This window comes from Acinetobacter sp. NIPH 2100, assembly GCF_000369805.1.
Taxonomy (GTDB): domain Bacteria; phylum Pseudomonadota; class Gammaproteobacteria; order Pseudomonadales; family Moraxellaceae; genus Acinetobacter.
Genome location: NZ_KB850224.1, coordinates 2,859,802 through 2,874,047 on the forward strand (window position 1 = coordinate 2,859,802; position 14,246 = coordinate 2,874,047).

General features: G+C 39.6%; 12 protein-coding genes. 5 read left to right on the top strand and 7 right to left on the bottom strand.

The genetic code is table 11. The features are described 5' to 3' along the window. Positions 1-133: 133 nt before the first annotated feature. Entirely contained in the window at positions 134-1,588 is a 1,455-nt protein-coding gene (locus tag F887_RS04760; RefSeq protein ID WP_005296006.1) for a CYTH and CHAD domain-containing protein, read from the top strand. A 255-nt stretch (positions 1,589-1,843) separates the two neighbouring features. On the opposite strand, the gene F887_RS04755 is transcribed toward F887_RS04760, so the two are convergent. After that, on the bottom strand, positions 1,844-2,476 hold the full coding sequence (locus F887_RS04755; RefSeq protein ID WP_005296009.1) for a hypothetical protein: 633 nt from the start codon (positions 2,474-2,476) through the stop codon (positions 1,844-1,846). A 105-nt stretch (positions 2,477-2,581) separates the two neighbouring features. Between F887_RS04755 and F887_RS04750 the strand changes: the two genes are divergently transcribed. Beyond that, positions 2,582-2,965: a DUF3144 domain-containing protein gene (locus F887_RS04750; RefSeq protein ID WP_005145099.1), complete on the top strand. Its 384-nt coding sequence runs from the start codon at positions 2,582-2,584 to the stop codon at positions 2,963-2,965. Positions 2,966-3,015: 50 nt separating this feature from the next. Here the strand turns inward: F887_RS04750 and F887_RS04745 are convergent, their stop codons facing one another. Next, entirely contained in the window at positions 3,016-5,784 is a 2,769-nt protein-coding gene (locus F887_RS04745) for a M16 family metallopeptidase (RefSeq protein WP_005296010.1), read from the bottom strand. A gap of 144 nt (positions 5,785-5,928) precedes the next feature. Further along, a complete protein-coding gene (locus F887_RS04740) occupies positions 5,929-6,747 on the bottom strand; it encodes a PhzF family phenazine biosynthesis protein (protein ID WP_005296012.1) in 819 nt (272 codons plus the stop codon). 273 nt (positions 6,748-7,020) lie between these two features. Between F887_RS04740 and F887_RS04735 the strand changes: the two genes are divergently transcribed. Beyond that, a complete protein-coding gene (locus F887_RS04735) occupies positions 7,021-7,632 on the top strand; it encodes a DJ-1/PfpI family protein (protein ID WP_032863167.1) in 612 nt (203 codons plus the stop codon). A 13-nt stretch (positions 7,633-7,645) separates the two neighbouring features. Further along, positions 7,646-7,822, top strand: a complete 177-nt coding sequence (locus F887_RS18355; RefSeq protein ID WP_005296016.1) for a DUF1427 family protein — start codon at positions 7,646-7,648, stop codon at positions 7,820-7,822. Between the two features lie 73 nt (positions 7,823-7,895). Here F887_RS18355 and F887_RS04730 read toward each other — a convergent pair whose 3' ends face one another. Then, complete coding sequence (locus F887_RS04730) at positions 7,896-8,516, bottom strand: pentapeptide repeat-containing protein (protein ID WP_005296018.1); 621 nt, start codon at positions 8,514-8,516, stop codon at positions 7,896-7,898. Between the two features lie 142 nt (positions 8,517-8,658). Next, positions 8,659-9,912 carry an NADP-dependent isocitrate dehydrogenase gene (gene icd, locus F887_RS04725; RefSeq protein ID WP_005296019.1) on the bottom strand — a complete coding sequence of 418 codons (1,254 nt, stop codon included), beginning with the start codon at positions 9,910-9,912 and terminating at the stop codon, positions 8,659-8,661. A gap of 193 nt (positions 9,913-10,105) precedes the next feature. Here icd and F887_RS04720 point away from each other — a divergent pair, with 193 nt between their 5' ends. Beyond that, a complete protein-coding gene (locus tag F887_RS04720) occupies positions 10,106-10,924 on the top strand; it encodes an rRNA large subunit pseudouridine synthase E (RefSeq protein WP_005296022.1) in 819 nt (272 codons plus the stop codon). Positions 10,925-11,331: 407 nt separating this feature from the next. On the opposite strand, the gene F887_RS18845 is transcribed toward F887_RS04720, so the two are convergent. Then, positions 11,332-11,685, bottom strand: coding sequence for a hypothetical protein (locus F887_RS18845; RefSeq protein ID WP_005296024.1), 354 nt, complete (start codon positions 11,683-11,685; stop codon positions 11,332-11,334). 202 nt (positions 11,686-11,887) lie between these two features. After that, positions 11,888-14,119 (bottom strand): NADP-dependent isocitrate dehydrogenase, encoded by a 2,232-nt coding sequence (locus F887_RS04715; RefSeq protein WP_005296027.1) that lies wholly within the window; start codon positions 14,117-14,119, stop codon positions 11,888-11,890. Between the last annotated feature and the right edge of the window lie 127 nt (positions 14,120-14,246).

The window sequence follows — 14,246 nt, forward strand, 5'->3', positions numbered from 1 at the left end:
ATTTTTTGTACAAAATAAAGTCATTGCGTGCCATCCTTTGCTTGCTTAAAACAACTTTACAATGATTTTTGAGATCAACAAGTTATACTAAGTTTTGTATCTAGCATTCTCGATGATCAGGAGTCATAACATCATGGAAATAGAGCTAAAATTTCAACTCCCTGAATCTAAGAAAAAAAGTGTTTTACAGGCCTTAAGCAAACAAAAAGCACAGAAAATTCGATTGCAAGCAAAATACTATGACACCGCTGACCGTTTGCTTGCTAAAAATTATGTGGCCATTCGTCTGCGCCAAGAGGGCGAACATTGGGTGCAGACCTTTAAAGCCGCCAGTAAAAACCATTTACAACGCATCGAAGAAGATATCTATTTAGGTAAATGTGCCCAAGAACCTGAACTTGATCTGTCTCTCTACAAACATAATCAAACCGTTCAAACTGTACTTCGTGATGTTTTAGGTGAGCAAGCTGCTGAACTACAGTTGCAGTTCCAAACTGACGTACAGCGTACCTTTCATGTATTTGAGTTTGAGGGTTCTCAAATTGAGGTCTGTTTGGATGATGGTGAAATCCGAACCCCAACTGATCGTGCCAAAATCAGCGAAGTCGAATTTGAGTTGAAACAAGGTTCAGCACAAGGCTTGATTAATTTTGCCAAAACGTGGGTAGATAAATACCAACTTTGGCTGGATGTGCGCAGTAAGGCCGAACGTGGCAATTTACTGGCCGTTGGCAAAGCGGTATCCCCTGCCACCAAGGCGAAATCACTGAATTTAGATACAGATGTCCGTGCTGAACAAGCCCTTAAACTGATTATCGAAAATACCCTAAATCATATCCTGCCAAATGCAGCTGCAATCGCTGATGGTGTAGCAGAAGCTGACCATATTCACCAAGCCCGTGTTGGTTTACGTCGTTTACGTTCAGCTTTAAAACATTTTTCTAATTGGTCGGCACATATTGATCCGACTTGGGAAAATCAGTTGGCTGATATTTTTAGAGCTTTGGGGCAATCACGTGATAATGATGCAATTCAAGATTCCATCATTCCCTTAGTAAAAGAGGTTTGTGATTTTGATTTCCCATTCCCTGAAAGTGTTGACAGTAGTATTTCTCAGTTATTAAGCCACCCTAAAACCACACAGCTATTTTTAGCGTTATTCAGCTTTACTTATAGTGAGCATGAGTCTAAGCCTAAACTTTCAAAACAAGCAGCGAAAAGCTTAAGCAAGCTCTACCAAAATATCCTAAAAGATGCGGCCCAATTTTCAAGCTTAGAAGTTGAACAACAACATCGTACTCGTAAACGCGTTAAACAGCTGCGTTATTGCATCGACTTTATTGCCGGGATTTACCCTGAGAAACAAGTTCAGCAATTTTTGAACAAACTGCAACCCATTCAGGAATATTTAGGTTTTTATAATGACCTGTTTGTCGCTGAGCAGATCTTTGGACAACAGGCTGCGAAGCATTCACAATTTTTATTTGCTTTAGGTTGGGTTAAGGCTCAACAACCACATGTGGCAAAGAAAGCGAATAAAAAGCTACAGGGTTTATCTGCTAAAGATATTTTTTGGGGTGAAGAGTGATAACTCCGCGAGAAAAAACCACCTTACATCCCTATCGTGCTGGCGGCATGGATGCCGCCGTTAAGCTGTGGCATCAAGGATGTGCCATCAGCTTAACAGAAGGGTTTTGTTACTTTTGCCCAGTCAAAAGTAAGGCACCATCTATACAAAAGGTATTAGGTTATTCATAATTTTTGAGGTCTTGCTCACCTTAACGGAAAATGAAAATTAGTTCTTTAGCAGGCAGATAATATCTTCGTATTGAGCTTAGATCATTTACCGATATTTGCCAAAAATCTTCCATGTACCATTATCTGCAATCGGATCACTATAACGATCATTTCGCTGCTTACGTGGCTTATCCCTTGCATCCACCAATTTAAAATGCGGTTCAACACTCAAAATCATGCCATTCATATAAAAACGAGTCCGCGTATATTCACTTTGCCCATGCTGAAACACGTAAGTCCTTAAATCAATAAACTCACGATGTGCCACCAAAGCAGCGGTATCATCACTGCCCAACCATTCTTGCATTGCAAAGATCTGATCGGTCTCAAACTGTCCGCATTTTTCTAGCAAAGCAGCCACACCTCGGAAAGTTTTAGACTCTTTGGCAGGTGTTTTATTAATACGAATTCGATCAACATGAAAGAAAAACAACGGCAAATTTAAATGACTTGGTAAATGAATCGCATCCATCACCTCATCTTGCATAAACGACTGGCATAACTGCTGTGCTCTTTCGATCAGCGGTTGCCATTGTCGATAATATTCATCAACCTCATCCTTTAGACCATAATAAATAGGCAAGCCCTCGACATTTTCTAAATATTGAGGCGGATGGATATGTTGGCGTAGTAAGGCTATATCTGTTTTTAAGCTTTGAATCGCGATTGCATCTTGCATAGTGATTATTCTAATTGCTTAGGCTATTTTAGATTAAGGCAAAGGTTTAGTTTCGACAAGGCTTTGTCTATAATAAGGTGTCTTTACTTGTCGCTGGAAAATATCATGTCTCAAAAAATTAACGCCACCGATGTGACGGATGAAGAAGCTTTAAATGCGGTGTTTTTTGAGCGTGCAGATGAATTTATTAAACTTGCCAATGATTTCTGCCGACCACCCAAAGGTCAGCAACCAAAGCCAGAAGAATTACGTGGCCAAGTCAGCGCAGCCATGCTATTTGCCACTGCTCGCTTTAATACATGGGTCGCAGCCAATAACTTTAAAGATGGCAATGAAATGCGTGAGGCCAAAGAGCAAGTGATGTCTTATCTGCTGCAACAATTCCAAATGATGCTGGAAGATAATTTTGACGAATATTGTGAACAGTTTGAAAACTACTTACGCTTTCGTAAGAATGAAGATTTTCATGCACATAAACACGATCATTAATCGTTGATTGTTAAAAGAAAGCCACCTGATCGGTGGCTTTCTTTTATTGCTTATTTCAAGTCTTGTGCTTGACCATATTGGTCAGCCATCACTTCTACAAACTGATCAAGTTTGATGTATTTTTTAATTGCAGCATTCACATCTTCTTTGCTTAGTTTCGCAAGCTCCTGATCACGCTCGGCACGATCCAACAGCGTTTTGTTACGCTCTAACTGACCTGTCAACATGCCATGAATATTGCGCTCATCTTCTAAAGCAGTCACTCGCTTCTTCATGATATCCGCTTTGGCTGCTTCTACTTCCTGCTCGGTCACGCCTTTACTTAACAGCTCATTTAGAACTTTATGTACAGATTGCGATACTTGTGCAGAGCGACCTGACGTGTAGTTTGCTGTGATGCTTAAGGTACCATCATCAATGTCTGGATCAAGATCTAAGCTACTGCCAAAACCATAGACCAGAGCATTTTTCTCACGTAACTCTTGCGCCAAACGAGATGAAAGCTGTGAGTTACCTAAAACATGACTGAGAATAATTAAAGCAGGCGCATCTTTATGGTACGAACCGACGGGTAATGCTAAAACACTTTGGTAGCTACCAAACTCACGTTGTTCAGATAATGCATGCACTTTTTGTGCTTTATAAACCGTATATTGCCCAGTCACTTTGGTGAATGGCTGTTTTGCTTTCCAAGAACCAAAAGCTTTCTGTAAAGTCTTCTGCATTTTCTTGGCATCAAAATCACCCGTCACTGCAATTTGTGCATGATCTGTCACAAAGAATTGATCATAGAATTGTTTCACTTGCGGCTGAGTTGCTTCACTAATCTGTTTCTTCGCAAGCTCAGGTTCAAAGTGATAACGTATATCACCCGGTTGATAGATTTCCAGAATCTTAGATAAGGTCATCGATGACACAACGGCTGGTTCTGTATATGGACGATCCAGTACAGACAAGCTTTGATTTTTTGCCAGATCAAACTCAGTTTGCGAGAATTTTGGCTGTTTCAGGACATCGACAATAAAGTTAAAGAAGTCTTCGAACTTGTCTTTTTTCGCTTGAACAACGATGGTAAAACCATTGCCATTTGAACTGACCGATGCACCACCACTCGCCGCAATCGCCTTATCGGTAATTTCCTGCAAGGTATGTTTCTCAGAACCACGCAGCATTAAATAGCTGGCTAAATCTAAAGTGACCCCTTTGCCAAATAATGTTTTTTCATCACCAAAATCCAAGCTAATCGTGGCATAAGTTTTATCGTCACGTGTTGGGGTTGGGAACAGCGCGTAACGAATGCCATTCTTTAATTCACCACGCTGAATTTTCTGTTCATTTTTTTGCAATTGCTGAGCAGACTGAGCCATGAATTGGGTCACTTCCTGCTTATAAACATTTGCATCTTTTAATGGCTCAGGCTTTTCATCGCTTTGATCTAAAGTTTTTGGCTTCTCTTCAGCTTTCATGGTCATCGCTTTCTTTTGATCTTCGGGCGTTGGTAAAATATCGCCAGAAATACGATGTGAAGAGACTAAAAATTCTTTTAAAGTTTTATTTGCATCATTCAGCTTTAAGTCTTGAACGGCTTGTAAGTCCTTAAAATATTGATCCCATTGACCATGCGATGAAACTGCATAATCACTTAGGCGTGAGCCTAGAGCGACTGCATCATTGGCAATGGTATCTGCGGTATTTTGCGTAATATTTTTGATGCGCTGTAATTCAGCTTCCGTAAATGGCTGGCTGTTTTCAACACCGGTTTTGAGTGCCTCATCGACCTTTTTCGCATCGTGATTCGGTGCATAAATTGCCCCCATGAAAACCACATTGAAGTCTTGATCTAACCATGTGGTCGATTGCACTGCAGTACTGATTCCCGTTTCCACCATACTTTTATATAAGGTACCGCTTGGCTGCATGGTGTATAACGCTGGCGCGAGCGCTAAAGTCGGCTGTAACGGGGTATTTTTTCCATTCATATAGACATGGAATTTAGCCAAATCGCTACCCTTCTGCACCGTAAACTGACGCTGTTCAATTTTGCTTGAATCTAGCACTGGCACTTGAACTTGTGCAGGCACTGGACGTGCTGGAATTGGACTGAAATACTGATCAATCTTGCTCAATACTTCGGTCTTATCAAATTTACCTGAGATCACCATGACTGCATTGTTTGGTGCATACCAAGTTCTATAGAACTGATTTAACTCATTTAACTGAATCGACTTTAGTTCAGGTAAATCACCAATCGGCAAACGACCTAAATATTGGTTGCCATAAGCGGCTTTCCACATCTGATCCATCAATACCGCAAACGGCTGATCCATACGGATTTCACGTTCACGTTTTACGATTTCAATTTCAGAAGGTACAAATTTTTCTTGCAGCACCAATTTATCCATACGTTCTGATTCAAGGTACAGAATTTCATTCAGTGCATTTTTTTCAGGACGAACAATGTTCAAGTATTTGGTCGCGTAATAATCGGTACTGGCATTGGTCATCAACGTATATTGATCCAGACGACGTTGAAACTCGTCACCCTTCACATTTTGCGTACCTTTAAATGCCAAATGTTCTAATAAATGCGCAAGTCCGCCTTTACCTTTCGGATCATTCAGCGAGCCAGTCAAATAAACCGTATTTACATAGACTTTATTTTCTTTATCGTTTGGTGCAAGAATAACTCTGAAACCGTTATCTAATTTATATTCTTCGATATTTTTTTCACTTTTTACGAGCACTGTCTGAGACCAAGACGTCGCACTCAACCCAATCAAACAAAGCGAGAGAGTAAGCTGCTTAAACCGCATTAACATAATTTATCCAAGTATTTATGGTGATTTAAATAATAGAGACAAGCTATGGTAGAGAATGATTCGCATTTTTAATAGTTATGTTTTGAAAAAAGCTGTTTATTTAAACAGCTTTTATCTTTGTTTTTACACAATTTAAGTTACAAATCAGATTGTCAGTTCGCCTTGCATATACAATTTTGCATAACCTGAGATTTCAATGCGCTGTTCAGATTCAATTACGCAATCCAAAATTCCCCCACGTGCAGATGCCTGAAATGCAACCAGCCTAGTTTGATTCAACTTTTCCGCCCAAAGTGGCACAATCGCTGTATGAATTGAACCCGTTACTGGATCTTCTGGAATTCCAATTGCAGGTGCAAAATAACGTGATACACAATCAAACTGCCCCTCTCCTCTGGCTGTTATCGCCACGTCTGGCTGAGATGCTGTAATTGCAGTACGTACTTGCCCAAGCTGCTTTAACTTTTCAAGATCAGGCTGCTCATCCAATACATCCTGTACGCTCTCATACTCCACAATATAGGCCTGAGCATTACGATAGACCGCTTTAAATGGTTTGGTTAAACCTTCTCGAAGTACTTGAGGATATTCAGACACCAACTCTGCTTTACGAATCGGGAAATTCATTTTAATTTTGCCATCTGTATCTTGGCTGACGATAAAAATACCAAGATCACGTACATGAAATTGAATGGTTTTTGCCTTAGTAAAATCTTTAAATAAAACAAAAGCACTGGCTAAAGTCGCATGTCCACAAAAAGCAACTTCATCTACAGGTGAAAACCAGCGAATCTCAAAATTACTCTGATCAAGTGTTTTGACAAAGGCTGTCTCAGAAAGATTATTTTCCATGGCAATATTTTGCATCAAAGGTTCATCTAACCATTCATCGCCCACGATCACAGCCGCTGGATTGCCTTTAAATAATTCTTTGGTAAAGGCATCCACTTGATACATCTTCATGACATAGTCCTCTCGCTATTGTTCAGTTATTTTGAACATTTGGTCTATAAATGATAGATACAGATTTTTCTAAATTTACGATACACCGCATCTTTTTAGATATAGAGAGATTAACTGCTTAAAAATAAAACAAAATCTATCTTCCGCTTGCTAACAGATCAGGCCAAAAGTCCAATGATTTAGCATAATTAAAAATAAGCCATACAGAATATTCACACACAAAAAATGCAAGCTCTTTATGGTATGACGCAGATTAAACAAGCGAGAAAAGCAATGCGTATTCCTGTTAATGCCATCGTATTTGAAGACTTTGAAACCCTTGACATTATGGGTCCAGTCGAATTATTTGGCTTACTGCAAGAACAGTATCAAGTGCAGTTTTATAGTCTGAATGGTGGACTGGTTTCAAATAAGCATGGTGTTTGTATCCAAACTAAATCATTTCATGAAATGGAAACAACTGCAGAAAGTATTCTGCTCGTCCCTGGTGGGATCGTGACGTTTGAACTGATGAATAATCAGCAATTTCTCGATCAGCTCAAAACTTTAGCAACCCAGAGTGCACACGTACTTACAATTTGTACAGGAAGTTCATTACTTGCAGCAACGGGTCTTTTAAATGGCGTTAAAGCAACGTCGAATAAAATGGCATTTGAGTTTGTGCAAAAACTTAATGACCAAGTGTTATGGCAAGCCCAAGCCCGTTGGGTAATTGATGGAAAATTCTATACCTCATCGGGTGTGAGTGCAGGTATGGATATGACCCTCGCCTTTATTCATGACACACAAGGTGAAGAAGTTGTCCAACTTTGTGCTGAAGAAGCAGAATATATTTGGAATCGTAATCCAACCATTGACCCTTTCTGTAAAGTAAAAGCAAACTGATCAACGGTTAAATATGAAGATTTATTTATTATCACTTGCAGTTGGTATATTGGTTGGTATATTGGTTGGTGTGTTGTATTACCTATTAGATGTCAAAGCACCTGCACCACCTATTGTGGCTTTATTAGGTCTATTAGGCATCGTCATTGGTGAGCAATTCATCCCTTTTATTCGAATCTATCTTTCTTAATAAGATAGACTTTATTGTATCTCCCATGAAAATGAGTGGTCTAAAACCACTCATTTTAGTCGAAGCCTTTTACTCAATCGATTCTGACATCGAAGCCTAAATTTTCTGCAATCATTAAGGTTTGATCAAGGTTGATAATCGCCTCTTTAATCTGCGTTTCTTTCGGATCTAATGCACTCAAATCACTGCCTCTTAGATCACACTCAGTAAAATCTGCGCTATGTAGCCATACACCAGATAAATCACTGTCTCGAACCGAACTTCCATGACAACGTGCGCCTGTCAAATCTGCCTCTCTTAACCGCGTTCTAAGAAAAGAGGCTTTTTCTAAATCAGCGCCCGGTAATCCAACAAAAGCCCAATCACTGTCCTCCACCCGCATATGGTGAAACTGGCAATCATTAAACATGCTGCCGACAAACTTACAGTCGGTGAATTTACTGTCGAAGAAATTACAGGAAATAAAAGTACAATTTATAAAAGCACTGCTTTGATGAGTTGATCCATTAAATCGTGCACGGCGAAACGTACATTCATTAAAAATAGCAGCTGTGTTTTTTGCCTCAGACATATCTAAATCGACAAATAAAGTACGTTCATATTTTTGATTGCTGAGCACGTGTTCATACCAATCCAAGCTGGTGATGGTTTCTGTTGTTTTTGGTGCAGCCTCACCATATTTTCTTTCAGCCATTGCGCTCAAGTTTTATTTTATAAAGCATAAAATTATTACATGGCATTCACTTTGTACATGCTTTTATTCAGTCTTATTAATCTCATTTTAAAATAAAAAAAGAGCAGCTTTGCTACTCTTTTAATAAGGACATGAAGCTTACTCATTCCATATGTTCAATAATGGCTCGTCCAAATTCAGAACAACGTAATAAGGTTGCATTTGGCATTAAACGCTCAAAGTCATACGTCACGGTCTTGGCAGAAATTGCACCCGAAACACCTTGAATAATCAGATCTGCAGCCTCAACCCATCCCATATCACGCAACATCATTTCAGCAGATAGAATAATTGACCCTGGATTGACTTTATCTTGCCCTGCATACTTCGGTGCAGTGCCATGTGTGGCTTCATACACTGCAATTGCACCGCCAATATTCGCACCCGGTGCAATCCCAATGCCGCCCACTTCTGCTGCAAGTGCATCCGAAATATAGTCACCATTTAAGTTTAGTGTCGCAATCACGGAATAATCTGCTGGACGCATTAAAATTTGCTGTAAGAACGCATCGGCAATCACATCTTTAATGATAATGTCTTTACCCGTTTTCGGATTTTTGATTTTCACCCATGGGCCGCCATCCAGCAATTGACCACCAAAACGTTCCATCGCAAGTTCATAGCCCCACTCTTTGAACGCACCTTCGGTGTACTTCATGATGTTGCCTTTATGCACCAAAGTCACCGAAGGCTTGTCATTATCAATCGCAAACTGAATGGCTTTACGTACCAAACGCTGTGTACCTTCTTTCGAAACAGGTTTAATCCCAATCCCACAATCTTTAGGGAATCGGATTTTGGTCACCCCCATTTCTTCTTGCAAAAATTTAATGACTTTTTTTGCTTCTGCCGAATCAGCCTTCCACTCAATCCCAGCATAGATATCTTCTGAGTTTTCACGGAAGATGACCATATCTGTAAGTTCTGGATGTTGCACCGGTGAAGGTACGCCTTCAAACCATCGGACTGGACGCACACAGACATATAAATCGAGTTCTTGGCGTAATGCAACATTCAAAGAACGAATACCACCACCTACAGGTGTAGTCAATGGGCCTTTTATTGATATAATAAACTCACGTAAAGCATCAAAAGTTTCTTCTGGCATATAATTGCCATAGATTTTATCTGCTTTTTCGCCGCAGTAGACTTCCATCCATTCGATCGAACGTTTGCCACCGTAAGCTTTTAGCACGGCGGCATCTACTACTGCCTTCATTGCTGGTGTAATATCCACACCAATACCATCACCTTCAATAAAAGGGATGATTGGACGATTTGGAACATTCAATGACAGGTCTGCATTTACTGTGATTTTGTCTCCATCAGCAGGAACCACAATCTTCTGATAACCCATTTTGTAGGTTCTCCCTCATGTATTTAGCGATTATCTCTATGCCTTCTATGGCATACTTTCGTTTTTTATTGCATGAAACAGTTTAGTTCAAAACAGGTTTTTTTGAGATTTATACGGGAAATAACAACATTTCTCCATTAAATAGAAACCTTTATTGTTATGATGCCGCCCATAGCCAAAGTAGTATATCCATATGAAAGTAGTCGTATTTAATAAACCTTTTGACGTTTTGTCACAGTTTCGCGAAGATGAAAAACATTTAACAGTTTCAAGTTTTATTAAAGATCCTGAACTTCGTATTGCAGGACGTTTAGATCTAGACTCTGAAGGTTTAATGTTTCTTACTGATCATGGTGGTTTAAACCAGTTCATCACTCATCCAGATAATAAGAAATATAAAACTTATCTTGCTCAAGTTGATGGTGATGTCACAGAAGAAGCAATCGAAAAACTGCAAACGGGTGTTGAACTTGCAGATGGTATGACCTTACCTGCCAAAGCACGTAAAGTCGATCAACCTGAATGGCTATGGGAACGTAATCCACCTGTACGTTATCGTGCCAATATTCCAACGACATGGATTGAGCTACAAATCTGCGAAGGTCGTAACCGTCAAGTGCGCCGTATGACCGCTGCTGTGGGTTTCCCAACTTTACGTCTGATTCGTACTCAAATTGGCAGTATTGATCTGGTCAAACTGGGTTTACAACCAGGTGAACAACTCGAAATCGAACCTTTGCTTTATCCAGATTTTAAAGACGTTCCAGCTGACAAGCCTTATGAAGGCCGTTCTTTCGCGAAAAAATCGAATAATAAACCACATTTCTCTCGTGCCAAAGATAAAGCACGTGAAGAACGAGGTGAAAAACCATTTAAAGGCAAGAAAAAAGCTGGTGGCGGTACAACCCGTATCTGGCAAACTGACGATGCAGATAAACCACGTCGTAAAACTAATGGAACAACCCGCCCAAATACTAAAGCACCACGCGGTCGTAGCCGTAATGGTCGTTAAGCCAATCCGTTTAAATTGATACCAATACCTACAGATTAATTTAAAGGGGCTATATCATTTGCCCCTTTAGATTTAAATAACATTACTCTGTATTAATATAAGATTTTTAAATCATTAGGCTAACTTCTTGAATAAAAAACACAAATTCCAAAATCACACTAAGTGGTAATCCAATTTTCAGAAGCCAATAACTCCATTGTCGAGATTCATCAAAGTCCCTTTCTTTAGTCAAAATCCATTTTCGTATAACCCAAATATGGACGACAAGACAAAGTAAGCTGGCACATATTATAAAAATAATATTATTTTGCTTCTTAGGAGTGACCTCAACTGAAGAATAATCAATTTTTTTAATTTTTCTATTGTTTATTATTTCAAATGATTGAACTAAATAAGAAATCTTTTGATCAGATGTACTTTCCCCCTTCTTTATATCTTAAATTTTTAATCGGCAACCCTTCACTCTCGAGTAAAGATTTGCAATAGTTTTCTAGAGATAAAGCACATTCATCTCTATAAAAAAGCTGATCCCCCTTATATATTTCTAAGTAATAACTCTTAAAAAAACTTTTCCTCTTTATTTTATAAGAACTATATACTTTAAAAGATGGATCTTCGAAAATATATTTCTCCTGCCATTTATAATTAAACTCTTTATTATACGTACTTATTTGTCCTATCAAAATTACATAGGTGACTGCAATAAGGCCACAACTTATCAAAAGCTCATTCCAACTTTCATCTTTAAATATTCTTTTCATTAAATTTAGTCTTCTTAATTTTAATAAGCATTTCAGAATCAAGCTATCCTAACTAAAAATAATAGGAATGAAATTAGCTAACATAATAATCTTGAATTTTATTAAGTCAATTCGTCCATATAAAAATGAAAAAAGCCGATGTTTTCACATCGGCTTTTTTACATGACCAACTTAATCATCAGTCATGTTTTAAAAGTAAAACTTAAAGTGACGCAAGTGTCGTATTAAAAGTTTCACTTGGACGCATGACCGCATTTACTTTCGCTGGATCAATTGCATAGTAACCACCGATGTCCGCAGCTTGACCTTGAACTTGAGCAAGCTCAGCAACAATCTTCTGTTCGTTTTCAGCAAGTGCTTTTGCAAGTGGAGCAAACTTCGCTTTTAACTCAGCATCTTCATCTTGAGCAGCCAATGCTTCAGCCCAGTACGATGCCAAATAGAAGTGACTACCACGGTTATCCAATTCACCTGTACGACGTGATGGAGACTTGTCGTTATCCAGAAGTTTGCCTGTTGCTTGGTCAAGCGTTTTCGCAAGCAATTTCGCACGATTATTGTCTTCTTTAATACCAAGTTCTTCTAAAGAAACGGCTAACGCAAGGAACTCACCAAGTGAATCCCAACGTAAGTGGTTTTCTTCAACTAATTGCTGAACATGTTTCGGCGCTGAACCACCCGCACCTGTTTCGTACATGCCGCCACCTGCCATTAACGGCACGATCGACAACATTTTCGCAGAAGTACCCAATTCCATAATCGGGAACAAATCCGTTAAGTAGTCACGTAAGATGTTACCAGTCACAGAAATCGTATCTAAACCACGCGCTACGCGTTCAAGCGTATAACGCATTGCACGTACTTGTGACATGATTTGGATATCAAGACCAGTTGTATCATGATCTTCGAGATACTTTTCAACTTTCTTGATCAATTCATTTTCGTGTGGACGGTACGGGTCAAGCCAGAAGATTGCAGGCATACCAGAGTTACGTGCACGTGTTACTGCAAGTTTTACCCAGTCACGGATTGGTGCATCTTTCACCTGACACATACGCCAGATATCACCTTCTTCTACATTTTGTGACATCAACACTTCACCTGTGTCGAGATCAGTAATGTTGGCAATACCAGCTTCAGAAATTTCAAAAGTTTTGTCGTGTGAACCGTACTCTTCTGCTTTTTGCGCCATTAAACCAACGTTTGGCACAGTACCCATAGTACGTGGGTCGAAGTTACCGTTCCACTTACAGAAATTAATCATTTCTTGATAAATACGTGCGAATGTAGATTCAGGCATGACTGCTTTACAATCGTAAGGTTTACCGTCAGCACCCCACATTTTACCGCCACCACGGATCATTGCAGGCATAGAAGCATCTACAATCACGTCATTTGGTGAATGGAAGTTAGTGATGCCTTTAGCAGAATCAACCATTGCAAGTGCAGGACGGTGTTCTTGGCAAGCATGTAAATCTTCGATGATTTCTTCACGAAGTGAAGTTGGTAAGGTTGCGATCTTCTCGTAAAGACCCGCCATACCGTTATTGACGTTGATGCCTAATTCGTCAAACAATTTACCGTGTTTTTCAAAAGCATCTTTGTAGTAAATTTTCACACAGTGACCGAATACGATCGGGTGTGACACTTTCATCATGGTTGCTTTAACGTGCAATGAGAACAAAATGCCTGCTTCACGACAGTCTTCGAGTTCTTTCTCATAGAAGTCACACAATGCTTTTTTGCTCATAAACATTGAGTCGATGATTTCACCATCTTGAAGCGCAACTTTTGGCTTAAGTACGATAGTTTCACCAGACTTGGTGATGAGTTCCATTTTCACATTACGTGCACGGTCTAAAGTCATTGATTTTTCGCCATGGTAGAAGTCGCCTTCATCCATGTGAGAAACGTGAGTCTGTGACCATTGCTTCCACTCGCTCATTGAATGCGGGTGTTTTTTCGCATAATTTTTTACCGCAGCTGGTGCGCGACGGTCAGAGTTACCTTCACGCAATACTGGGTTTACTGCTGAACCAAGGCATTTACCATAACGCGCCTTGATCTCTTTTTCTTCTTCAGTGGTTGGATTTTCTGGGTAATCAGGAAGTGCATAGCCCTTAGACTGAAGCTCTTTAATGCATGAAACTAACTGAGCAACAGACGCACTGATGTTTGGCAGTTTAATGATATTGGTATCTGGGTCTTGAGTAAGACGACCTAACTCGGCAAGGTTATTAGTTACCTTTTGTTCATCTTTCAGATAATCTGAAAATTCTGCGAGTACACGAACTGCAACTGAGATATCGCTTTTAACGATCTCAATGCCAGCAGGTTTTGTAAAGGTCTCAATGATCGGTAGCAATGAATAGGTCGCTAATAACGGCGCCTCATCAGTCAGTGTATAAATGATTTTTGACTTTCCACCAGCCATATATAGCCCCTTGTGTTGGATTGAGTTATGGAAAACTGCGCTTGTGGCCCAGCTCCTAGAACCGATTTGCTTGAATAAACTTGAGAGTATCAGTGTTCATCACATGCTAGTCAACGCAATATCCGGT